Source organism: Mycobacterium genavense ATCC 51234 (genome assembly GCF_000526915.1).
Classification (GTDB): Bacteria; Actinomycetota; Actinomycetes; order Mycobacteriales; family Mycobacteriaceae; genus Mycobacterium; species Mycobacterium genavense.
On sequence record NZ_JAGZ01000011.1, the window covers coordinates 98,537 to 121,939 of the forward strand.

At 65.4% G+C, this 23,403-nt stretch carries 15 protein-coding genes and 6 pseudogenes; 5 read left to right on the forward strand and 16 right to left on the reverse strand.

Annotated features, from left to right (window positions below):
• Positions 1–300: 300 nt before the first annotated feature.
• Complete coding sequence (locus T428_RS0120420) at positions 301–4,497, forward strand: bifunctional nitrate reductase/sulfite reductase flavoprotein subunit alpha (protein ID WP_036468569.1); 4,197 nt, start codon at positions 301–303, stop codon at positions 4,495–4,497.
• A gap of 101 nt (positions 4,498–4,598) precedes the next feature.
• Positions 4,599–4,817, forward strand: coding sequence for a hypothetical protein (locus T428_RS0120425; protein WP_025737946.1), 219 nt, complete (start codon positions 4,599–4,601; stop codon positions 4,815–4,817).
• Positions 4,818–4,878: 61 nt separating this feature from the next.
• On the opposite strand, the gene T428_RS0120430 is transcribed toward T428_RS0120425, so the two are convergent.
• From T428_RS0120430 to T428_RS29850, 16 genes and pseudogenes are all read right to left on the reverse strand, one after another.
• Positions 4,879–5,208, reverse strand: a complete 330-nt coding sequence (locus T428_RS0120430; protein WP_025737947.1) for a YbaB/EbfC family nucleoid-associated protein — start codon at positions 5,206–5,208, stop codon at positions 4,879–4,881.
• A gap of 87 nt (positions 5,209–5,295) precedes the next feature.
• Entirely contained in the window at positions 5,296–5,889 is a 594-nt protein-coding gene (locus T428_RS31380; protein WP_025737948.1) for a hypothetical protein, read from the reverse strand.
• Between the two features lie 55 nt (positions 5,890–5,944).
• Positions 5,945–6,259, reverse strand: coding sequence for a type VII secretion target (locus T428_RS29820; RefSeq protein ID WP_025737949.1), 315 nt, complete (start codon positions 6,257–6,259; stop codon positions 5,945–5,947).
• Between the two features lie 106 nt (positions 6,260–6,365).
• Complete coding sequence (locus T428_RS0120445) at positions 6,366–7,508, reverse strand: EspA/EspE family type VII secretion system effector (RefSeq protein WP_025737950.1); 1,143 nt, start codon at positions 7,506–7,508, stop codon at positions 6,366–6,368.
• A gap of 274 nt (positions 7,509–7,782) precedes the next feature.
• Positions 7,783–8,265 carry a CAP domain-containing protein gene (locus T428_RS0120450; protein ID WP_036468575.1) on the reverse strand — a complete coding sequence of 161 codons (483 nt, stop codon included), beginning with the start codon at positions 8,263–8,265 and terminating at the stop codon, positions 7,783–7,785.
• 17 nt (positions 8,266–8,282) lie between these two features.
• Positions 8,283–8,870 (reverse strand): hypothetical protein, encoded by a 588-nt coding sequence (locus T428_RS0120455; protein WP_025737952.1) that lies wholly within the window; start codon positions 8,868–8,870, stop codon positions 8,283–8,285.
• On the reverse strand, positions 8,867–9,463 hold the full coding sequence (locus T428_RS0120460) for a hypothetical protein (protein WP_025737953.1): 597 nt from the start codon (positions 9,461–9,463) through the stop codon (positions 8,867–8,869). Before T428_RS0120460 ends, T428_RS0120455 begins: the two co-directional genes overlap by 4 nt.
• A gap of 15 nt (positions 9,464–9,478) precedes the next feature.
• Positions 9,479–10,918, reverse strand: a pseudogene (locus tag T428_RS29825) (MCE family protein).
• Positions 10,900–12,065: pseudogene (locus T428_RS29830) on the reverse strand (MCE family protein). Before T428_RS29830 ends, T428_RS29825 begins: the two co-directional pseudogenes overlap by 19 nt.
• A pseudogene (locus T428_RS29835) lies at positions 12,062–13,389 on the reverse strand (MCE family protein). Before T428_RS29835 ends, T428_RS29830 begins: the two co-directional pseudogenes overlap by 4 nt.
• The gene (locus tag T428_RS0120480) at positions 13,386–14,507 is read right to left on the reverse strand and encodes an MCE family protein (protein ID WP_036468547.1); all 1,122 of its coding nucleotides are present in this window, start codon (positions 14,505–14,507) and stop codon (positions 13,386–13,388) included. The pseudogene T428_RS29835 and the gene T428_RS0120480 overlap by 4 nt, the downstream one beginning before the upstream one ends.
• A gap of 44 nt (positions 14,508–14,551) precedes the next feature.
• A pseudogene (locus T428_RS29840) lies at positions 14,552–15,580 on the reverse strand (MCE family protein).
• Positions 15,581–15,604: 24 nt separating this feature from the next.
• The gene (locus T428_RS0120490) at positions 15,605–16,834 is read right to left on the reverse strand and encodes an MCE family protein (protein ID WP_084298817.1); all 1,230 of its coding nucleotides are present in this window, start codon (positions 16,832–16,834) and stop codon (positions 15,605–15,607) included.
• 4 nt (positions 16,835–16,838) lie between these two features.
• Positions 16,839–17,636 carry an ABC transporter permease gene (locus T428_RS0120495; protein ID WP_036468549.1) on the reverse strand — a complete coding sequence of 266 codons (798 nt, stop codon included), beginning with the start codon at positions 17,634–17,636 and terminating at the stop codon, positions 16,839–16,841.
• Positions 17,572–19,188 (reverse strand): annotated as a pseudogene (locus T428_RS29845) (aminotransferase class V-fold PLP-dependent enzyme); the annotation flags it as partial. The gene T428_RS0120495 and the pseudogene T428_RS29845, both read right to left, overlap by 65 nt.
• Positions 19,175–20,109: pseudogene (locus tag T428_RS29850) on the reverse strand (family 2A encapsulin nanocompartment shell protein). The pseudogenes T428_RS29845 and T428_RS29850, both read right to left, overlap by 14 nt.
• A 353-nt stretch (positions 20,110–20,462) precedes the next feature.
• Between T428_RS29850 and T428_RS0120520 the strand changes: the two are divergent.
• Genes T428_RS0120520 through cysE form a run of 3 tightly spaced genes read left to right on the forward strand, consistent with a single transcriptional unit; the run spans position 20,463 to position 23,370 of the window.
• Positions 20,463–21,752: a thioester domain-containing protein gene (locus tag T428_RS0120520; protein WP_025737960.1), complete on the forward strand. Its 1,290-nt coding sequence runs from the start codon at positions 20,463–20,465 to the stop codon at positions 21,750–21,752.
• On the forward strand, positions 21,749–22,681 hold the full coding sequence (gene cysK / locus T428_RS0120525) for a cysteine synthase A (RefSeq protein WP_025737961.1): 933 nt from the start codon (positions 21,749–21,751) through the stop codon (positions 22,679–22,681). The genes T428_RS0120520 and cysK overlap by 4 nt, the downstream gene beginning before the upstream one ends.
• Before the next feature lie 2 nt (positions 22,682–22,683).
• Positions 22,684–23,370: a serine O-acetyltransferase gene (cysE, locus tag T428_RS0120530; protein WP_025737962.1), complete on the forward strand. Its 687-nt coding sequence runs from the start codon at positions 22,684–22,686 to the stop codon at positions 23,368–23,370.
• The last annotated feature ends 33 nt before the right edge of the window (positions 23,371–23,403 follow it).

A 23,403-nucleotide genomic window follows, 5' to 3' on the forward strand; every position in this document is an offset into this window, starting at 1 on the left:
AATGTCCCATTCGTTTGGTCCGAACCCCTGTTCTGCGGGGAAATTCCGAAGACTTCGCGGGTAATCTGGCGCTCATCGCGGATCAACGCTGACCTGCGGCTACGCGCTTGACGATGGATTTCTGCGGCATCTCACATTCGAGCCGCCAGCCGGTGAGATCAAGCCGTAAAACGGCGGAAACATCGGACGCCCGATGCCGAAACATCCTTGACGCACGATTTAGCGGATAGACCGGTGCGCGCTGAAGTTAGGAGGGACGTAGGCGTGGCTGCAGAGCACGGTCAAGACACCGTGAACAGCATGTGCGCCTACTGCGGCGTCGGTTGCGGCATGGTGTTGCAGGTCACAACCGATCCGGAGAGCGACTGCCGTCACGTTACGAAATCTGTTGGAAACAAAAGCCACCCGGCCAACTTCGGCCGGCTGTGCACCAAAGGCACAACCACCGCGGACATGCTGGCCGCACCGGGCCGGATGGATTCGGCTTATTGGCGCGCCGAGCGCGGCGAATCCCTGGCACAGATCGACGTCGACGCGGCGATCACCCAGTCCGCCAAGCGGTTGCGGGCCATCATCGACGAGCACGGCCCGGATGCCTTCGCCCTGTACGTATCCGGGCAGATGTCGTTGGAGGCACAGTACCTCGCGAACAAACTGACCAAAGGGTTCATCGGCACCAACCAGATCGAGTCGAACTCCCGGCTGTGCATGGCCAGCGCGGGGTCTGGCTACAAGCTGTCGCTGGGCGCGGACGGACCACCCGGCAGCTACCAAGACTTCGACAAGGCCGACGTCTTCTTCGTCATCGGCGCCAACATGGCCGACTGCCACCCGATTCTGTTCCTGCGGATGATGGACCGCGTCAAGGCCGGCGCCAAGCTGATCGTCGTCGACCCGCGCCGCACCGCAACCGCGGACAAGGCCGACCTCTTCCTGCAGATCTCGTCTGGCACCGACCTCGCCCTGCTGAACGGACTGCTGCACCTGATCGTCGAAAACGGTCACACCGACCCCGAATTCATCGCCGAATTCACCGAGGGTTGGGACGAAATGCCGAGTTTTCTCCAGCATTCCACGCCCGAGCGAGTCAGCAAGATCACCGACATCCCCGCCGACGATATCCGTACCGCCGCACGCTGGATCGGCGAAGCCGAGAACTTCGTCACCTGCTGGACCATGGGCCTCAACCAGAGCACCCACGGCACCTGGAACACCAACGCGATCTGCAACTTGCACCTGGCGACCGGCGCGATCTGCAAGCCGGGCAGCGGCCCGTTCTCGCTGACCGGGCAGCCTAACGCGATGGGCGGGCGTGAAATGGGTTACATGGGGCCGGGTCTGCCGGGCCAGCGGGTGGTGACCTCGGCGGCCGACCGTGAGTTCGTCGAGGACCAGTGGGGCATCCCCCGCGGCTCGCTGCGCACCGAGGTCGGCGCCGGAACCATCGACATGTTCTCCCGCATGGCCGACGGAAAGATCAAGGCTTGCTGGATTATCTGCACCAATCCCGTTGCCAGCGTTGCCAATCGAAAGACGGTGCTGGCCGGCCTGGAAAAAGCCGAGCTGGTGATCGCCCAGGACGCCTTCCTGGAGACCGAGACCAACGGCTACGCCGACGTGTTACTGCCCGCCGCCTTGTGGACCGAATCCGAAGGCGTGATGATCAACTCCGAGCGCAACATGACGCTGTTCCAACCCGCCGTGCCGGCGCCCGGGCAGGCGCTTCCGGACTGGCAGATCATCGCCCGGATCGCTTGCGAGATGGGCTATTCGGACTCCTTCAGCTACGACTCCGCCGAGGACGTGTTCAAGGAGATCAAGCGCTTCTGGAATCCCAAGACGGGTTACGACCTACGCGGCGCGAGCTACGACCGGCTGCGCCAGACCCCGCTGCAGTGGCCTTGCCCGCCCGACGGCAGCGACGACCGCAACCCGATCCGCTACCGCAACGACGGTGTCAGCCAGACTCAGTTGGTCCGCGAGGACGGCAGTGTGCCCAGGTTGGCGTTCGCCACCGCGAACGGGCGGGCGATGTTCTTCGCCCGCCCGCACTTGTCGCCCGAGGAGATGCCGAACGACGACTACCCGTTCCTGCTCAACACCGGACGGTTGCCGCACCAGTGGCACACGATGACCAAGACCGGCAAGGTCGCCAAGCTCAACAAGCTCAACTCGGGACCGTTCGTCGAAATCCACCCCGACGACGCCGCACGGCTCGACCTCGGCGATGGCGATCAGGCCGAGATCGCCTCGCGCCGTGGGCGAGCCGTACTGCCCGTCGTGGTCACCGACCGGGGGTGGCCGGGCAATTGCTTTGCACCGTTCCACTGGAACGACGCGTTCGGCGAATACCTGTCCATCAACGCGGTCACCAACGACGCGGTGGATCCGGTGTCGTTCCAGCCAGAGTTCAAGGCGTGTGCGGTTACCGTCACCAAGATCGTTTCCGCCACATCGGATTCCGTCGTCGCGCCCGAGCCGTCGGTGACCACCGGCACAGCAGATCCCGCAGCTACGGAGGTTACGGAAATCAGCGTGTCACAGGTTGACGCTCTCGCCGAAATCCTCGGTGTCGCAAACGAACCGGCGCCCCAGCTGGGTCCGCTGGGCCGCACCTACCTGGCCGGGGTGCTGGCCGGGCTGCGCACGGAAGCCGGCCGCCGCAACGCCGGGGTGCCCACCCTGCCGCTCAACGCCCCACTCGATACCAACACCCGGCTGTGGGTCGACGGTCTGCTCGCGGGCATGTTCGCCCGTACCGAGGCGCCGGCATCGATGCCGGCCCTGACGCCGGCGTCGCCCGCCGCCGAGGCACCGGCCGAACCGCCCCCGACCCCCGCTGCCGAAGCCCCGCCGAAGCAGGCTCCGATCGTGGTGCTGTGGGCCTCGCAGACCGGAAATGCCGAGGAGCTCGCCTCCGCGTGTGCGGCCCAGCTCACCGAGGCCGCACTGTCGGTCGCGCTGCACAGCATGGACGACTTCCCGGTGGCCGACCTGGCCGCGACGCGAGAACTGTTGGTGATCGCCAGCACTACCGGCGACGGCGACGCACCGGACAACGGCGCCGCGCTGTGGCGGGCGTTGACCAGTGAGAGCGCACCGCGGCTTACCGACACCCGCTACGCCGTGCTGGCCCTGGGTGACTCCAACTACGACGACTTCTGCGGGTACGGGCGCAAGCTCGACGAGCGGCTGGCGGAGCTGGGCGCCACCCGCATCGTCAACCGGGTCGACTGCGAACCCGACTACGAGGACGCCGCCGCGGGGTGGATGAGCGGAGTCATCGAGGCGTTGCGGCGCACACCCACCCGCGTCGGTGCACCGGCGCCGGCCCCCGCCACGACCGCGCCCCGTCCGGCACCCCGCCCCCAGGCGCCGGCGTACAACAAGAAGCGCCCGCTGGTCACCGACATGATCAGCAACATCACCCTCAGCGGTCCGAAATCGGCAAAAGACGTGCGGCAGATCGTCTTCGACTTGTCCGACGAGACCGCCAGTTATGAAGCGGGCGATGCGCTCGGGGTGTGGCCGCGTAACAGCGACCAGCTGGTCGACGAATGGCTGGCCGTCACCGGATTGAACGGGCAGACCCCGGTCGAGGTCGGCGAGCACGGTCTGATGTCATTGCGCTCGGCGCTCACCGAGCGGATCGAGATCGCCCACATCAGCCGGGACCTGGTGCGGTTCGTGCAGGAGCGCACCGGCGATCAGCAGCTCGCGGAGCTGCTGAAGCCGGAAAACAAGACCGCCCTGAGCAATTGGTGCTGGCGGCGCCAGGCCGTCGACCTGCTGGCGCAGCTGCCGGTCTACGCGTCGGCCCACGAGTGGCTGCGGGTTCTCAAACGCCTGCAACCGCGGCTGTACTCGATCTCGTCGAGCCCCAAGGAATGCCCGGGCGAAGCCCACCTGACGGTCTTGCCGGTGCGCTACAACTACCAGGGCGTCCCGCGCCGCGGGGTGTGCTCGACCTACCTCGCCGACCGCTCCCCCGGCGACCGGGTCGCCGTCTACCTGCAGCCGTCGAGCAATTTCCGGCCGCCGAGCGAGTCGGACACGCCGATGATCATGATCGGCCCGGGAACCGGCATCGCGCCGTTCCGCGGCTTCCTGCAGGAGCGCCGGGCCCTCGGTCACACCGGCCCCAACTGGCTGTTCTTCGGCGAGCAGCACGCCGAGACCGACTACTACTACCGCGACGAGATCGAGAAAATGCACGCCGACGGACTGCTCACCGAGCTGGACCTGGCGTTCTCCCGGGACCAGCAGGAGAAGGTCTACGTCCAGCACCTGATGCGCAAGCGTAGCGCGCAGCTGTGGAGCTGGTTGCAGGACGGCGCGCAGCTATATGTGTGCGGCAGCGCCGATCCGATGGCCAAGGACGTCGACTACGCGCTGTGCGAGATCGCGGCCGAGCACGGCAATTTCGACCTGGATGCGGCCAAGGACTACGTGCAATCGCTGAGCGCGAAAAAGCGCTACCACCGCGACGTCTACTAGCAAGCCGTAATACGGCTGAAACGCCGGACACCCGTGGCTGAAACATCGCCGTCGCACCATGTGCTCAACAACTGGTGCGTACTCGACGAAGGGGTGTCCGGATGGCAAGTGACGACTACCCGGGTGACCAGGAATTGCCGGCGGGACAGGTCGCGTGGGCGGGATTGCCCATCAACCTCGATTTTGCGTTCTCGCCCCTGCAGCGCGACAAGGTCTACATGCAGCACCTGACCCGCGAGCGCTGGCGCGCGCTGGGGAACCAGGCCCGCGACTTCGACGTCGTCGCCGAGTACGGTCCGCTGGACGCCGAGGCGGGCTAACTCGCTCAAGCGTGTTGGCGGTGACGAATAAGAGGTGCAACGCCCGCCGAAATCGTTGCCGCTACCGCGATTTCGCTTCGCCAGCGCCCAACATGTCTTTCAGGGAATCGGCGGCGTGGCCCAACAGTTCAACGAACCGCTGCTGGTCGGCTTCGATGGCGGCGGTCGCGTCGGCCTGCGCGTTGAGTATCGCCTCGTTGATGCGCCGCGCCACCGTATCGGCGCCCAGCCGAAGGAGTCCGTCTTCGATGCGCAGGCCGGCAAGCCGCTGGCGCCCATCGAGAGTCACGACAACGGTTTTGGCTGCGTCGGTGCCGTCGAATGATCTGGTGTTGAGTTGGTGCAGCTGTTCGTCCACGGCCGACCCAATGTGCTGAGTCTGCTGCAACACCTCATCCAGCAGCGATCTCGGTGCTCATGGGCCGTCCTTCCGCTAGGGGAGCTTGCGTCGTGGGTCGATGAATAGGTTGCCATGCGATCAGTCATCGTGGCTGGTGTAGCGGGTGGCGAAGGCTTCTGCCTCCGCCTTGACGGCCTCTTCCGGCGGGGTCAAGTCCAGGGAGCGAGGTCCCAGGATGGCGGCCAAGGCCCCATCAACCCCCAACCCTTGCCCCTTCATGCTTTCGAATAGCAAGTTGTGCAAAACCGACGATGCCCTCTGACTGGCCACGCCCGGGACGAGTATCTCTGCTGCGAGCTCCGACTCGGTCATGCTCACCACATGCGGTGACGGCGCGACCTTTTGGATCTTGCCGTCCATGAACGCGGTTACCACCACGGTCTCGGGACGGTTGGTCACCGTGGTCCGTTCCCAGTGAAATTCGTCCTGCGCCTTGGGGTCCGCGGTCTCGCCACTGTCGCCGTGCCGTCTGTCGGTGGTGCGTCCGTAGTCTGAGGGCTCGGCCTGTTCGTCGGCGTGCCAAGTGTCGGTGGGCGACTGCTCGCTGGGCTGGCGGCCCGACTCGTCGTCGTAGTCCAGAACCGCGCCGCTTTCGTAACCGGACTCTTCGCCGAAATCCAGGGCGTCGTGCATGCCGCCGCCGGATTCGTCGCTACGGTGTGTGGTGTCCACTATGCCGCCGTTCCTTCTGGGCCTTGAGCGGCTTTTGTGATTAGGCGAAACACGGTCAGCCGCCCACCACTTGGCGGTCGATAACTCCGCGGGCCGCTTGATCGGTCGCAACATACGCGGCGGCGGCATCGCGCAAATCCTCAGCCAGGGCCGCGGATACCATTTTCATCGTGTTCCCGGCGTTGCGCCGCACGCTTTCGCAATCCGTCATTGCTTGCGCGGTATACCCACAGATGGGGCCATAGTCATACCACAATTGCTCGGCAGCCCCCTCGACTGCTTTCGTCCCGGACTCGATCTCTTCTGCGGCTCGGTCCTGCTGCTTCGCCAAATCCGTTAGATACGGGGCATTAATGCCCAACTCCGTCATGGATTTCCTCCTCGACACTCGCTTTTCCACTGGCCGCAAGTTGACTGGGGCGGCATTAAGAAACGCGCCCAGCCAAACCTGGCGCCGGCGCCGATTTGGTGACGTCTCAAGCCACGATGGGTGCGCGTTCTGCTCTCTCGGAGCCCGCGGCAGCCTCGTCCTGCGCGACGACGCCTCCCGCGGACGCCGGCGACTGAGCCGTCGAGTCGACCGACTGCGCGGCCGGCGTTGACGCTCGGGATGGGCGGGTCACCGCCTGGCTCCCGGCGGGCATCGGGTACCCCGGTGGGATCCGGGTCTGCGACTCGCCTTCGGAAGCCGGGCCGGAATTGCCCCCAACATAACCGCTTTTGACAATCGCGGCGCGATCGGCAGTGCTTTCGGCGCCTGCGACCCGGGACGCGTGCCCGCCCGAACTCTTGGATACCGTCGCCGCAGCGGCGAACGGGGCAGCTGTGTTGAGGCTGTCGAACTGGCCCACGGTGGTCTGTGAGGCAGAGGCCATTGCGGCCTGACCGATCATGCCGGGGCGAACCGCTTGTAGCGATGCCGCCGCCGCGTCGCCCAAATCGCGGTATTTTTCGATGACCGCGTTTATCGCGTCGGCGTTGTCTTTCGATTGATAGATCATGTCAGAGACGATATCGAGGCTTTTCGCCACGGCGGCCACAACCGCGGCTAGTTGGATCAGCTGTGATCGCACTGGGTCCGACACAAAAAGGAGGGAACATATGGGGATCATGAGGGTAAGACCAGTCTGTTCCCAGCCGAGATTCACGTACGACCTTTTGACCTGCCGGGACTCCGCGGCCAAAATCGCGGTAATCTCGGCGTCATGCTCGGACATTTTCGCCGCGCGACTCGCCTGCAGATCACTTTGCTCGTTATAGGCGTCGGCCGCGTCGCCGACCCATCCACCCCACGCCTGCGTAGCGGCGGCCGCAAGTGATTCACCCGCTGCATCGAAGTCGCCCTTGGCGCTGTTGAATTCTTTTCCGCTGTCGGTCGCCTTCATGTAAAGCAGCTGCAGGGCCATGATGTAAACGATGCCCGCCCAGAGGATCTTCGTTTCTACTTTAAACGCTTCCTGGTTTACTTTACTGCCCCTGTACCGGTAGGCCGCGTACGCGAGGAACCCACCCGAATTTATTAGGCCCTGTACACCTTTTTCGTAGTCCCCTTGCGTGAAAGCGGGAATCGACCCAACGGCCGCGAAAGGCCCCTTTGCCCAGTCTGATATTTCAAGCATGACCGAGTTCTCCTACGTCGCTGTTAGCGCGGCATGATGGCTAACAGGTAGGTTAGCAGGATAGCGACCGCTCGCCATGCGCGAATTTGGCAATGCGCCAGTGGATTTCGTCGCCAACACGCGCACGCAACCATGCCGTCACGGCGGACTCAACTCGTGTTCATCTTCGATTCTTTTGCACCTTATTCCGGCCGGCCTGCGTCCGGGGTGGCCGTCTGGTAGCCCTTGACGCGCGTTCACGACTTACGTCGCCACCGCGACCGGGGTTCTCCGGCTAACGCGTCGGCAGCGCGGGTTGACCGTAGACGGCGACCACGACGGTGCGGTCCAGGCTGTTGTCCGACCACACGCCGATATTGGTGTTGGCGCAATCGCGGATGATGGCCATGTCGTCGGGGTTGTAGTACCACTGGTTGACCAATTCCAGACTGCTGATCGCGATGGCCGGATTGATCGCCACCGTCTCGGCGGCCTTGCCGCGGAATCCGGCGGCATTTGCGCGGTCCTGCGGCGAAGATCCGTCGGATCCGATGTCGCCGTTGATGTTTCGGTTGTTGATCATGTCATCGGCATGCCATGGGGCGGCCAGTGTCAGCGCATTGTTTCGGATGACGTCGTTGGTGCAGCCCGCCTGATGCTGCAGCGTGTAGACGGCGGAGACGACGGCGCTGTTGAGGCGTTTGTTGTCGGCGTGCGCCGACGGGGGCGCCCAGCTGGCCAGCGTCGACGGCAGCGCGACGACGACCAGTAGGCGCATCCACCCGCTCACCTGAATCACACCGGGTCGAACCGCGAGACAAGCCAATGGCCATTGACCTTGTCCAGGGTCACCTTGATGACCGGCTGAGTATCGGTGGGGGCACCGTCGCCGATCGTCACCGTCTGGTTGACGAACAACAGCGCCACCGCATGGTTGTCGGTTGCCGAAACCGGCGATGCCGCGCTCACTTTGGCCACCGACGAGATGTGCTTTTCCTTCGCCCCCGGGATCACGACCTGGCGGATCAATTCTCCGTAGGCGTCCTTGAACTCGCCGGTCAACCGCTCCCGTGCCGCGCCCAGATCTTTGTCGGCCGAATCCGGGTGGTACGACAGCAGCGCGGCGGCGTCATCGCTTGCCGCCCGCACGGATTCGGTGCGTGCGGTGGCCAGCCCGTCGGTGGAGCCGGCCACCCACCGGAAGTAGCCCGCTCCCACCGCCAGTAGCAGCGCGAGTGCCGGCATTACCCCGTACGCGAGCAGCCGCGACCACGGGACCCGCCGCAGTTCGCCTGCGATGTCGACCTCGGCGGATTCTGTTGTGTCCTCGACGATCTCCTCGTCGCGGATCTGAGCCGTGGGTTCTTCCTTGAGCGTGGTCATGGCACGAACACCACGTTCGACACCTTGGCGTCGTCGCCGACCGAGCGGCCCTCGATGCGCATCCGCCATTCCCGGGGCGCTTCTTCACCACCGGCGGTTCGCGACTTCACCGCGACTGCCACCAGGACCTGCGCCGAGTCGCCCCGCTGGGACTCCAGACCGGCATCGGTCACGGTGCCTTCCGATTTCGACTGTGCCGCCTTGACGACCTCGATGAACGGCTTGGCCCGCTGCTCGACGTTTTCGCGGAAGGCCCCGGTGGCCAGATCGAGGATTCGCTGCACGTCGGCATCGACCTGGGTGTAGTTGATCGTGGTGTGGTTCACCGCGCCCTGGCGAGCCACCTGGACGAATTGCTCACGCTGGGCTTGGGCTTGGCGCTTTTGGTAGGCGGTGTATCCCAGCCAGCCGGTCAACCCGGTCAGCAACGCAACGACGGCGGCGCCGGTGACCAGTGCCGCGCCGGCGCGGGACAGCCGCGGAGCGCCGACCCGCCGCCGCCAGCGGGCGAACCGGCGTGCAGTCTCGTCGGCTTCGTCTTCGACGGCGTCGCCGTCGGGAGCCGTTGGCTCAGTGACTTTTTCGTCGGCCATGTTTCTCCTTCATTGCTACCCTGGCGGCACCAGAAGTGACTGCCAGTTTTTGGCACGCGGATGCGCCAGGTCCGACTGGGTGTAGCGCTTTCCGTCGGGACCTATGTAGTCACCGGTGGCCGGGTCATAGGTGGTCACGGACAGCGGCGGGGTCCACGGTGCCGTTCCTCGCGGCGGTGGCAGCCGCGGGTCCTGGCCCGGCGGGTACATCGGCACGCCCTGGCCCGTCGTGGTGGCGTTGGGGTCGCCCTTCCAGTTGTAACCCTCGTTGAGCGGCACGTATTCTTCGTCGCTTTCGCACAGCTCGACGGTGGGGGCGCGCTTCCACGGCTTGGCCTCACACGGAATGTTGCGCACAACACTTACATTGAGCTCCAAGTCCTGCGGCAGCCGGCAGAACAGGTCCGCCGCCGGGCGATCCGGAGTGTCGACGCTGGCCGGTGACCGACGCTGTTGCGGGGGCAGATACCCCGTCGTGCACGGCGGCGGCAGGTTGAGGTTGAGGTTGAAGTCCAACTGCGCGCCCCGATACTCCTGCTTGGTATTTGAGCTCGGCACGATGATCGCCGCCATGGCCGCAATGCCCTGCGGGAGCAACACCAGCAGTTGTTCGATGTCGTGGCGGTAGACGACGGCGATGTCGCCGAGGCTGACCAAGTTGGCGAACAACACCGACAAGGCCGGCGACACCCGGTCGAGCAAGGCTCGTCCCTCTTCGATCCCGGAAGTGCCGTGCGTCAGCAGATCTCGCACCGCCGCGTCCTGGGCCTTGAACTGTGCCATCAGGCCGACGTCCGGCTGGCCCATCTGGCGATCGCGTCGGAGGTCTGCACCTGTGAATTCAGCACCGCCGGGGATTGGTCGATCAACGCCGCGAGCGGGTCGATGGTCTGGGCGCCCGCGGTGGCCAATGCGGTTGAGCCGTCGACTATTCGGGCCAGCTCGGGGCCAAGGCCGCCGACCGCGCGGCTGGTCTCGTCGATCACCGTGTGCAGGTTGTCCCGTGGAATCGCTTGCAACGCACGGTTGGTCATGTCGAGTAGGTGCCCGATGTCGACGGGCACATCGACGTGGCCGGCCGGTATGACGTTACCGTCCCGCAGTGCCCGGGACTGCTCGCCGTCGTGTCCCTGCTGCGGCGTCAATTCGATGTATTGTTCCCCGACCGCCGAACGGCTGTGCACCGAAGCCTGAACATTTGCAGGCACCTTGACGCCGGACCGCAACGCGAGCACCGCGCGCACTCCGGTGGCGGTGACGTCGACCGACTTGACCTGGCCCACGTCGGTGCCGCGGTAGGTGACGACCGAGGTTTGGTACAGACCACCCGACCGCGGCAGGTCGACGGTGACGTTGTACTCCCCGATCCCGAACAACGTCGCAGGAAGCTTCATGGAGTTGAATGCCATTGCGCCACAAGATCACGGTCACCAGCGTCAAGACGGCCAACTGGATTCAGGTCCGGCGATTGAGGCGCAGCATTTAGTACCCCCGAAGTGGTAGGGGTAGGTCAGCGGATTGCCGCCGGTGACGGGGCTGGGCTGCATGCCGATGGTGCGCCCCACTGCAGTTCGAGTTGGGTGAGGTTGCCTTCCCATCGCGAACCGGTGAAGATTCCTTGGTCGATGCGGCTCAAGGTCAAGTCGACGATCAGCGTCAGGTTCGCGTAGTCGCCGCGGAACCAGTTCCGCACCGTCGACGCCGGCCAGGGGTAGGTCGTCAGGCCGTCCAGGCCTCTGGTGAGCGACGGGCCCGCATCGGCGAGCGACCGCAGTACCGGTGCGATGTTGCGCAGATTGTTGACCAGAGATTCCCTACTCTGGTGAATCGTGTCGGCCGCGATAGCGCTGAACTTGCCGACCTGGTCGATCGTTTCGGCGATCTTGGTGCGCTCGGCCGACAATACGGCCAGCGCCTTGGGCACTGTCATCAGCGCCTTGTCGACGACCGGGTCTTTGGCGGCGACCTGCCCGGCCAGGACGTTGACATTCTCGGCGGCGGCGATGATGTCGTCGGTCTGGTCGTTGGTATTGGCGATGAACTCGTCCAGTTGGGTCAGCAGGCTGCGCATGTCGTTTTCGCGTCCGGCGAACGCCTTGGCCACGGCCTGGTTGATCTCCTGCAACTGCCCGATTCCCCCGCCGTTGAGCAGGATTGACACCGAGGCCAACGTCTGCTCGGTGCTCGGGTACAGGCTCGCCCGGCTCAACGGGATCACCGAGCCGTTTGTCGGTTGGCCGACGGGCGGCTCATCCGTGGGCGGTGCGAGCTCGATGTGCATCGAGCCGAGCAGGCTGGTCTGGCCCAGCTTGGCGGTCGAATTGGCCGGCAGGCGGACATCGCCGTTGATCCGCATGGTGACCAGCGCGTGCCAGTCCTGCAGCTCGATGTTGGTGACGTTGCCGACATTGACGTCGTCGACCCGAACCCGGGTGTTCTGCTGAATGATCACCACGTCGGGCATCTGCGCCTGGATCGTGTAGGCGCCGGGCCCTCCGCCGGAGGTGCCGGGCAGGGTGAACGAATTCAGGCCGCACCATCCGCATCCCGACAGAGCGGCGACGCACAGCAGCCCGAGCATCGCGGCGACCGCGCGTCTCATGCGGGTGGGCCCGTCGGCAGCATCAGATTGCGCAGCACCTCGGTGGAGCTCATGCCGGCGCTCGGCGGTGGTGGCGGCTCGGCCGGCGGAGGTGCTGCGTCCACCAATGGTGCCGCGTCGGGCGCCGGCGGGGTTGCCTCAGGGGGCGAGTAGCCGGGCCGAAGCCAGTTCTCGCTGTAGGTGATCTCGTTGGGGCGGGCCTGTGCCCCGACGAACGGGTTGATCCCCGCCGGAATGTAGTTGTAGATGCGGTTCTTGATGATCGGGTTGATGTACTGCAGGCACAGCTTCGAAACCCGGGCCAGACGGGCGCGGGACGCGGCTTCGATCGAGCTGCAGATGAACTGCGGGATGTCGGCGAAGTTGTTCAGCGCCAAGATGCCGGTCATCGCGCTCTGAGCGGGTTGTAGATGTTCAGGACGTTCTGGAACACGGTCGGGGCGATGTGCAGGATCTGCTTGATGTCGCCGCGGCTGTCGTTCAGCGCGGTCGTGATCGAACCGAGCCGGTCGAACGTGACACCCATTGTCTCCCGGTTCTCGGCGAGGAGGCCGCGGACATCCGCCAATGCACCGTCGAGAGCCTTTAGCGCATTGCCGATTTCGTTGGGGCTATTGGTCAGCACCGTCGTCACGCTGGCCAGGTTCTGGTTGAACGCGGCCAGCAGGTCGCTGCTGGAGTACAGCGCGGACACCAGCAGCTGCAGATTGCGCACCGTGCTGAAGATGTCGTCGGCGTGATCGCCGAGCGCCGAAATCGCCTGGGACAGCTTGATCGCGGTGTCACGCGCGGTGTCGCCCTGGCTGCACAGGTTGTCCGCGGCGGAGTTGACGAACTCACCGACGGAATTCGCTCCTCCCGGACTGCTGGGCTGCAAGGCCTCGGTCAGCTTTTCCAGCTGCTTGCGGAAGTCGTCCCATTCGACCGGAACCGCGGTGCGGTTCAGCGGAATCGACGCGCCGGGGGCCAGTTTGCGCCCGCCCGAATATGCCGGGACGAGTTGAATGGCTCGCGCCGTCACCAGCGACGGCGACAGGATCGCGGCGCGCGCGTCGGCCAGTATCGGGTACTGCTTGTCGACGGAGAACGTCACCTTGGCGCTGTTGGGCAGCGGCTCGATCTTGTCCACCACACCGACGGCGACGCCGAGGATGCGGATCTCGTCGACGACGAACAGGCCGTTGGACTCCGTGAAATACGCCGAGTACGTGTTCTTTTCGACGCCTATCCACAGCTTCCCGGCGACCAGCACCGAGGCCGCGGCCAGCGTCAGCACCAGGCTGACCGCGGCGATCTTGCGAAGGGTGTCTCGGCTCATGTTCATGGCCCGTCGAAATCGTGCGGTGAGGGCGGCGGGATGGTGCGCACCGGCGGTGTCGAGGGCGGCGGTGACGGAGGCTGCGACCAGAGCGGGCCCGGCGCGTTCTCCGGCGGCACGGGTGGCGTCCCGGTTGGCGGGTCCACCGCCTCCGAGGGCAGCTTCTGGTCGGGATCGAGGAACCGGTCGTACATGTCCGCGTCCAGGACCGGCCCGCCGATCTGGCCGGGGATCAGGTTGGCCACATAGGCCTTGAAAAACGGGCCGGAGCCCAGGCATTCGCCGAACGACATCGCATACCGCTTGAACTTGGGCAGGGTCTTCTGGATGTCTTCCTTGCGGTTGTCCAGGATTTCGAGCACCCCGTTGAGCTTGTCCAGGGCCGGCTTGAGTTGGCTCCTGTTGTCATCGACCAGCGCGGAAATCTGATGCGACACCGCGGTCAGGTTGTTCATCAGGGCATCCAGCGAGTCGCGTTCGTCGAGCAGCGCCGCCAGCAGCGCATTGGAATTGGCGACCAGACCGGCGATCTGCTGGCTGCGCTTGCCGAGCACCGTCGACACCTTGTTGGCATTGCCGAGCAGGTTGCGCAGCTGCGCGTCGCGATCGTTGAGGGTGTCGGAGAACCGGGCCACACCTTCCAGTGCCGGATGCAGGTTGGGCGGTGTCTCCTTGAAGGTGTCCGCCAATGTCGTTAAGGCCGAGTACAATTGGACGGTGTCGAGGCCGCTGATCGTGGTGGTCAGGTCGCCCAGCGCGTCGGGAAGGTCATAGGGCGAGTGGGTGCGTGACAGCGGAATGGTGCCCGACAGGTGACCTTCCCCGCGCGGGGTGAGCTCGAGCATCTTCGCGCCGAGAATCGTTTCCGTCTTGATCGCCGCCTCGGTGCGCTCACCCAGCTCGATGCCTTGGCGGACGGTGAAACCGACCCGAACCTTGGTGCTTTCCAATCGGATGTCGGAAACACGGCCGACTCCCATCCCGGAAACCCGGACTGTATTACCTGGTTTGATGCCCCCCGCCTCGGAAAAATATGCGGCATAGTCATCCGTGTTCTTGACGAAGGGCAGCTTGTTGTACTGAAAGGCGACGATGGTGATGCAGGCCAAGATGGCGGTGCCCATCAGTCCCAACGCAAACGGGCTTCGACGGCCTGGTGGCCGCACTCTCATTGGGGCGTGCACCGCCCACTGGGCTGGCCCAACAGTTTGACGAAGATCGGGTTGCCCCCCTTGCCGTTGAGCTTCAGCAGCACCTCGCAGAAGTAGAAGCCGAAGTAGTCACCGTTCAGCCCCTGACGAGCCAGCACCTGATAGATGTCGGGCAGCTCCTTGAGAAGATTGTCGACGTAGTCGCGGTCCGCGAGCACCTGTGCGGACATGCGGTCGGTCTGGTGCACCACGTCCTTGATCGGCTGGCGCGACTGGACCAGCAGATCGGCGACCGAACCGGCGGCCGCGTTGACATACGCCAGTCCCGTGGAGATGTCGTCCTTCCGCTGCGCCAAGCCCTCCACGAGCTGGGCCAGCTTGTCCAGGCCGTCGGAGAACTCGTGGTCGCGCGCGGCGAAGGTGTGCAGCACGGTGTTCAGGCTGGCGATCAGCTCGCCGATCAACTGGCTGCGACCGGCCAGCGTCGAGGTCAGCATCGAGGTCTGCGACAGCACCGAGGCCAGGGTTCCGCCCTGCCCCTGGAAGATTCGCAGCAACTGACCGGACAGCGCGTTGACCCGATCGGGATCCAACGCCCGGAACAACGGGCGAAAACCCCCGATGAGCGCGTCGAGGTCGAGGGCCGGCGAGGTTCGCGCCAGCGGAATCGTCGATCCCGGCGGCAGCGCCGTAGTGGCCCCGGGGCCTCTTCGAGCGCGAGATAGCGGTCACCGATCAGGTTTTCGTAGCGCACGACCACCTTGGTGCCCTCGGTGAGCCGGATCGCCTTGTCGATCGCGAAGCCGACAGTGACCGTACCGTCGCGATGCAGGGTGAGGTCGCCGACCTTGCCGACCTCCACGCCGGCGATACGAACGAAGTTGCCGGATTTCAGCCCGGAGATGTTTGGTGAAGACCGCTTGGTACCCGGCGCGGTCCTCGAAGCGCGGTTGCCCGAACAGCGCGATCAGCGTGAAGGTGAACAGCAGGCACACCACCGTGAAGATCGCGACCCGCGCGATGATGCTAAAGAGTTTGCGTCTCATGTCGGAGGCTCCCCCGCGCCAGAATTAGCGTGGCGGTTCGGGAGGATTTTTCGTGGTCGAGAAGTAGTTGGCCCACCAAGGGTTTCCGGCGGCGACGTTGGTGCGGATCTCGTTGGGCGCCGCGCCCCAGCCGGTGACCAGCGCGCGCACCGGGAAGTTAGCGCTCGGGTCGGGTAGCGACCCGCAACTGGGTTTGCCGCCCGGGCCGCCGGTGGCGTTGACCTTCGGCAGGTGCTTCGGGAACCGGTACGGGTCGTCACCGAAGAGCAGCGCTGCGTCCAGGATCACCGAATATCCGTATCCGCCCAGCGCATCTCGTCCGCCGTGGTCGACGTACCACTGGGCACTTTGGAACAGGCATGTGTAGGTCGGCGAGTACTTGTCGAACAGGGTCAGGGTTGGGTCAAGCAGGCTCATCGACCGCATGATGTTGGGTTCGTTTCTGCCGACGACGTTGATGCCGGTCTGGCTGAAGCCGATCGCGGACAGCAGCAGCGAGTCCAGCGACCGCTGGTTTTCGGTGAGGGTGGTGCTGGTGGTCGTCGCGGAGTCGAGGACTGACAGGATGTCCTGCACCGCTCCGGAATAGACGGCAGCAATCTTGCCGAACAGCTGCCAGTCGCGATGGATGGTATCCATGCGCGGGTTGACGGTCAGCAGGATGTTGTCGGCATCGGTGATCGCCTGTCCGAGACGATCACCCCTGCCGCGCACCGATTGTGCGAAAGCCGACAGGATCGCGTTCAGCTTGGCCGGGTTGAGCGCCTGGACCACGGATTGCAGGTTCTGGAAAACCGTGTTGACTTCGACGGTGACATTGTGTGAGCGCACCACCGCGCCGGGCCGCAACGGGGTCCGGCTGGCCCGGTCGGGCACGATCAGGTCGACGTACTTGGATCCGAACGCGGTGGTCGACTTGATCTCGGCCTCGAGGTTGCTCGGCAGAAACTTGAACGGACCCGGGTCCATCCTCAGCTGCAACTGAGCCGCTTTCACGTCGGTGCCGATCGAGGCGACGGTGCCGATCGGTACCCCGCGCAACTTCACCTTGGCGCCCGGTTCCATCACCAATCCGGCCCGGTCCGACACCAGCGTCAGCGGGATGAAGTCCTGGAATTTGCCGGAGAACGCCCCGGCGGTCACCGCGATCAGCCCCGCGACCAGGATGAACACGGTCGGCGCCCACCAGATCGGGTCAATCCTGCTGCTTCGCACTCGGTTTGGCCGTGCCTGCCCACTTTTATGGTTGCTCATCGGACTACCCCGACAGGTTGAAGTTTCCGGACTGCCCATAGACGGACAGCGAGATCATCAGGCACACAAACACCGTGACGATCATCGACGACCGCACCGACCGACCGACGGCCTCCCCCACTCCGGCGGGACCACCCGTTGCGGTGAAGCCGTAGTAGGTGTGCACCACCATCACGCCCGTCGCCATCGTCAGGGCCGACAGAAACGACCACATCAAGTCGTTGGGACGCAGGAAGGTGGAGAAGTAGTGCTCGTAGACGCCGCGGGATTGACCGTAGGCGTAGATCGTTAGGAATTTCGCCGCGATGAACGACATCAACACCGCGACGGCATACAGCGGGACGACGACGAGGACGCCGGCAATGATCCGCGTGGAGGCCAGGTAGGTGATCGACCGGATCCCCATCACTTCCAGCGCGTCGATCTCCTCGTTGATGCGCATCGCGCCCAATTGCGCGGTCGCGCCGGCTCCGATCATGGCTGCCAACGCCAACCCTGCCGTGCAGGGGGCGATCATCCGAACGTTCAGGAACGCCGACAGGAAGCCGGTCAGCGCCTCGACACCGATGTTGGACAGCGTGTCGTATCCCTGCACGGCGACGAGTGCGCCGGTGGTCAGGGTCAAGAACCCGATGATGCCGACGGTGCCGCCGATCACCGCCAGGGCGCCGGTGCCCATCCCCATCTCGGTGATCAGGCGCAGCAGTTCGTTCGGGTAGCGCCGTACCGCATCGGCGGTGGCCGCCAACGAGCACCGCGATGCCCTCGGCGTTGAGGGCCTTGCCCACCTCGAGCGGTTCATGCCCGGCGAGCACGAACGACAGCACGCTGGCCTTCTCGGTCGCGGTGCCCACCAGGCACACCCCGGGGATGTCCGCCAGCCGCGGAGTCGCGTAATCGAGCAGGGCGTGCTCGTGGGCGGCGATGCGCTCAATGCCGACGCGCTCCACATAGCGCAGCGCCTCACCGAGACCGACCGCATCGGCGATGTTCCCGGTGCCTGCCTCGAACTTGTTCGGAAGGCCTTGGTACAATGAACGTTCCAGCGTCACATCGGCGATCATGTTGCCGCCGCCCTGCCAGGGCGGCGTCTCCGCTAGCGCCTCTTCACTCCCGTACAGCACGCCGATCCCGGTGGGGCCGTAAATCTTGTGGCCGGAGAACACGAAGAAGTCGGCTCCGAGTTCCGCGACGTCGATCGGCAGGTGCGGAATCGACTGTGCGCCGTCGATCAGCACTCGCGCCCCGTAGCGGTGACCCAGCTCGACGATCTTCTCGACCGGCGTCACCGTGCCTGGCGTTCGAAACATGAGTCGCGGCAACCAACTTAGTGCGCGGTCCGAGCAGGTCCTCGAATTCCGAGAGCAGCAGATTGCCCGCGTCGTCGACCGGGGCGACTTTCAGCACCGCGCCGGTCTGTTGCGAGAGCAGTTGCCACGGAACGATATTGGCGTGGTGTTCGAGATGGGTGATGACGATCTCGTCGCCGGGACCCAGGTTGCTTGCCGCCCCACGCGTAGGCGACCAGGTTGATCGCTTCGGTGGTGCCGCGCACGAAGATGTTCTGCTCGGCCTTCTCGGCGCCGATGAACCGCCGCACGGTCTCGCGGGCTTCTTCGTAGGCGTCGGTTGCCCGGGCCGCCAGCTCGTGGGCGGCCCGGTGGATGTTGGAGTTCTCGTGGGCGTAGGTGGATGTTGGAGTTCTCGTGGGCGTAGGTGGATGTTGGAGTTCTCGTGGGCGTAGAAGTATGCGAGTCGGTCGATCACCACCTGCGGCTTCTGGGTGGTCGCCGCGTTGTCAACCAGATCAGCGGCTTGCCGTTGACCGTTTCCTTCAGGATCGGGAAGTCCGCCCGCACCGCGTCAACGTCGAAGATCTCATGGTCGTCGGCAAGCTGCGGGACCGGATCGGTGTCGGTAAGGAAGTAGTAGTGGTGGTCGTCGCCGGCCGGCGCGTTCGGTACCACCGGAACCGTGCCGGACCAGCCCAGGTCGGGAATCGACGGCGCCTCCGGCAACCAGCCGATCCCCGAATAAGGCGCCGAGCCGCGCGGGGCGACCGGAACGGTCGGCGCCGCCGTGGCCAGCACGCCGGGCACCGTCGGGACGATGCCCTGGCTGGGCACCGCGAACGCGCTGAAGTCACCGGGCGGCAGGTAGGGGTCGGCGACCGACGTCGCCGCGGTCGCATCCGGCACGCTGCCGCGCGGAGCCACCGGTACCGCCTGCGGCGGACTGTCCGGCCCCGGCCGGATGCTGGCGGCGTACAGCTGGGTGGCCAGCGCCGCGAGTTCCGTGGCGCTGATCGGCAGCTCGCTTTCGGCGTCTACCGACCCGTACTCACTTGTACTCATGGAACTGGTCCACGGCGACGTCGTCGAGCACGGCGAGCGCGTCGTCGGTGAGGACGGCCAGGGACGTGTAGAGAGTGACCAGGTAGGTGGCGATCGCCGACTGGTTGATGCCGGTGAACCGCACCGAGAGCCCCGGGGCCTGCTCGCCGACCAGGCCGGGCTGGAACAGTCCCACCACGCCCTGACGTTCCTCGCCGGTGCGCACCAGGATGAACTTGGTTTTGCCGTCTTCGACCGGCACCTTGTCCGACGGGATCAACGGGATGCCCCGCCAGGTGATGAACTGCGCGTCGAACAGGCTCACCACCGGCGGCGGCACACCCCGGAAGGTGGCCTCCCGCCCGAACGCGGCAATGCCCAGCGGGTGGGTCAGGAAGAAGCTCGGCGTCTTCCACACCTTGGTGATCGGCGCGTCCAGGTCGTCGGGCGTCGGCGCACCGCCGAGTCTCCGGATCGTCTGCTCGGGAGTCGCCTGGGCCAGCAGGCCGTACTCCGGGCTGTTGACAGCTCGAATTCCTGGCGCTCCTTGATGGTCTCGATGGTCAGCCGCAGCTGCTGGGCGACCTGGTCATGCGGGCTGGAGTACAGATCGGAGACGCGGGTGTGAATGTCTAGCAGGGTCGAAATCGTGCGCAGCGTGTACTCGCGCGGGCTGGTCTCGTAGTCGACGTAGGTCTCGGGCAGCGGCTCTTCGGTGCCGGCCCCCTCCTCGGCCTTGATCGCGACCTGCTCGGGGTTGACCACCCGGTTCACCCGGTACAGGCCCGCTTCCACCGGGACCCAGCTGAGCAGATGCAGCAGCCAGCGGGGCGTGATCGTCGAGAGCTGGGGGACGGTCTTGGTCGCGTTGGCGAGCTGCCGGGCAGCGAGATCGCCAAGTGCCTGAGACTCGTTTTGAGCGCCCGTGCTGGCTGCTGTCATCGTGATCCTTCCGTGCATGGCCGAATCCTGCGGCGGATCGGAAAGACCCATGATCACCCACCATGAGCCCATGCGCGCTGAGCGTAGGCGGAGGCCAGCGGCACCGGACAGAGTTAGACCGTGCGTGAGCAGAAATGCCAAAGGTTGCTGATGCCCTATAGTGGGGCTATGCAACAGGCCTTTCAGCTGCGCTTCGCTCCTTCGCGCTGCTTCGCCGTGTGCTGTTGTTGCTGTTGTTGATTTCCTGACGCCACGCCGTAGAAATCCTCGCGCTACCCGCAGGCGAGTTGGACCACCACCCAGCCGGGGTCACAGACAAGCGCGCCACCTACTTTCAGAAAGATCAACCGCTCATGACCGTGTTGTCCATGCCCACTCGCGCCCCGGCGCGGGTGGCGACGCGCCGGGGCGTACTGGTGCGCCCAGCGACTCAAGTCACCCACATGACCCGTTATCGCGGTGGCACGTACTCCCGCACCATCGACCAGATCGTGTTTGCCGACGGCAGCACCGCGCGCACCGACCTGATCAGGCTCAACCCCAACCTGCAGGCCTATTCGCTGGACTTCACCGGCATCGCGCCACATCACCCCTCGCGCTACCGATTGGGATCCTGGTCCGGGCTGCCACATCTGCACACCCGCGGCTACGAAGCGCAGGTGGACTGGATCCTGCGCCACTCCTACCCGGTGCTGCCGACGGACGAACTGAGTCGGCGGGTACGCCAGGCGGGTCACCCGCTGGGGCGGGCCAACATCGCCGAACACGAAGCTATTGCGGCGACCCAGGCCGCGATCTGGCATTTCACCAACGGACTGGACCTGCACACCCGGCCGTTGAACGTGCCCGTCGCTGTGCACCGGCAACCGGGCGGCACCACCACGTTCGAATTCGACGGGGAGCCGCAGCTGGGCGGCTACTCGGTGTGGACCGACGCCGAAGCCCCCACCACGTTGAAGCTGCAAAAGTCAGCCAACGGCGTTGTCTGGCAAGAAATCTCGGGTTCGCAGTTGGCCGTAGCCGCCGGAAGTGGCCGCCACGAACGCACACTCGGTGTCGGCAGCACGCTGTCGGCCAGCAGCCACAGCGGCGGAGGACGCGGCTACCGTTACTACCGCCTGGTCGCGGCAACCGACGCCGACAACCCGACAATCGACTATGTTCACTTCTGGCTCACCGGTAGCCGCCATTACCGCAATGCCGACCGAATCGTGCACCTCTACAATTACCTACTCACCGGTGCGAATAACGCCGCACCCGACACCGACGACGCCCAACTGGTCGGTACGGACGCGACAGCCGACTCCGAACTCGTAGGACCGTTCCAAGTGGCAATCCCATTGACGCTCAACGTGACTGACGGACACACACTTGTCGATGCCGACGGCCGACCCATCGCCGACGTGGTTGAGCCAGGCCGGGACTTTTACCTTCGTCCCGCCCCGGGTACCCGCGCAACCACACTGACCGCGACAACACCGCATAACCTCAAGGGGCGGGTCCTGACTGGAGTGGCGCTAGAGGAGGAGTCGCAACGATTCACACCGGTCGCCCTGACAGTACCCACAGACGTGGCCGTCGAATTCGACATCACCTGGCCCGCCGACGAGTCTTGTATCGATATCGTGGAGGAAGTTTCATGAGCATCGCCGAGGACATCACCCAACTCGTCGGGCGCACGCCGCTGGTCCGGCTGAACCGCGTCACCGACGGCGCGGGCGCGGACGTCGTCGCCAAGCTGGAATCGTTCAACCCGGCAAACAGCGTGAAGGATCGCCTGGGCCTGGCGCTGATCGACGCCGCCGAGGAGGCCGGGCTGATCAAGCCCGACACCATCATCCTCGAGCCGACGAGCGGAAACACCGGCATCGCGCTGGCGATGGTGGCCGCCGCGCGCGGCTACAAGCTGGTGCTGACCATGCCGGAGACAATGAGCGTCGAGCGCCGCAAGGTGTTGCGCGCCTACGGCGCCGAGATCATCCTCACCCCCGGCGCCGAAGGCATGCCGGGCGCGATCGCCAAGGCCGAGGAGCTGGCCAAGACCGACCAGCGGTATTTCGTGCCTCAGCAGTTCGAGAACCCGGCCAATCCGGCGATTCACCGCAAGACCACCGCCGAGGAGGTCTGGCGCGACACCGACGGCAAGATCGACATCTTCGTGGCGGGCGTGGGTACCGGCGGGACCATCACCGGGGTCGCCGAGGTCATCAAGGAGCGCAAGCCGTCGGTGCAGTTCGTCGCCGTCGAGCCGGCCGCCTCGCCGGTGCTGTCCGGCGGCCAGAAGGGGCCGCACCCGATTCAGGGCCTCGGCGCCGGATTCGTACCGCCAATCTACCGCGAGGACGTCGTCGACGAGGTCATCGCCGTCGGTAACGACGACTCGATCAACCTGGCCCGCCGACTGGCCCGCGAAGAGGGGCTGCTGGTCGGCATCTCCTCGGGTGCGGCCGTGGTGGCCGCGCTGCAGGTGGCCCGCCGGCCCGAGAACGCCGGCAAGCTGATCGTCGTCGTACTCCCGGACTTCGGCGAACGGTATTTGAGCACCCCGCTTTTCGCGGACGTGGCGGACTAGCCATGTTCGAGACCATGCGGCGAGACATCCGGGCGGCCAAGGATCGAGATCCGGCCCGGCCCACCACGCTGCAGGTCATCTTCGCTTACCCCGGTGTGCACGCCATCTGGGGTCACCGGATCAGCCACCTGCTGTGGAACCGGGGTGCCCGGCTGGCCGCGCGGGTGCTGGCCGAATTCACCCGCATCCTGACCGGCGTCGAGATCCACCCGGGCGCGGTTCTCGGCTCGGGGCTGTTCATCGACCACGCCACTGGCATCGTGATCGGGGAAACCGCGGAGATCGGCGACGACGTCACCATCTACCACGGCGTCACGCTCGGGGGCACCGGTGTGGACCTGGGCAAACGCCACCCCACGATCGGTGACCGGGTGATCATCGGCGCCGGCGCGAAGATCCTCGGACCGATCAAGGTCGGCGACGACAGCCGGATCGGCGCCAACGCGGTCGTCGTCAAGGAGGTACCGACCAGCTCTGTGGTCGTCGGGGTCCCCGGGCAGGTCGTCACCCGTCTCGCCCGCGGCAACGAGGACGACGCGCTGATGCCCGACCTTCTCGGGGTCAGCCTGCAGTCCCTGCTCACCCGGGTCGCGAGGCTCGAAGCCTTAAGTGGTGACGACACCGAGACCGGCCGAGTGATCCGGCCGCCCGAGGCCGGGGTCTGGCACGGCGAGGACTTCTCCATCTGACGTCGCCTCTGGTTGCTCTGCGAGATACGTTTA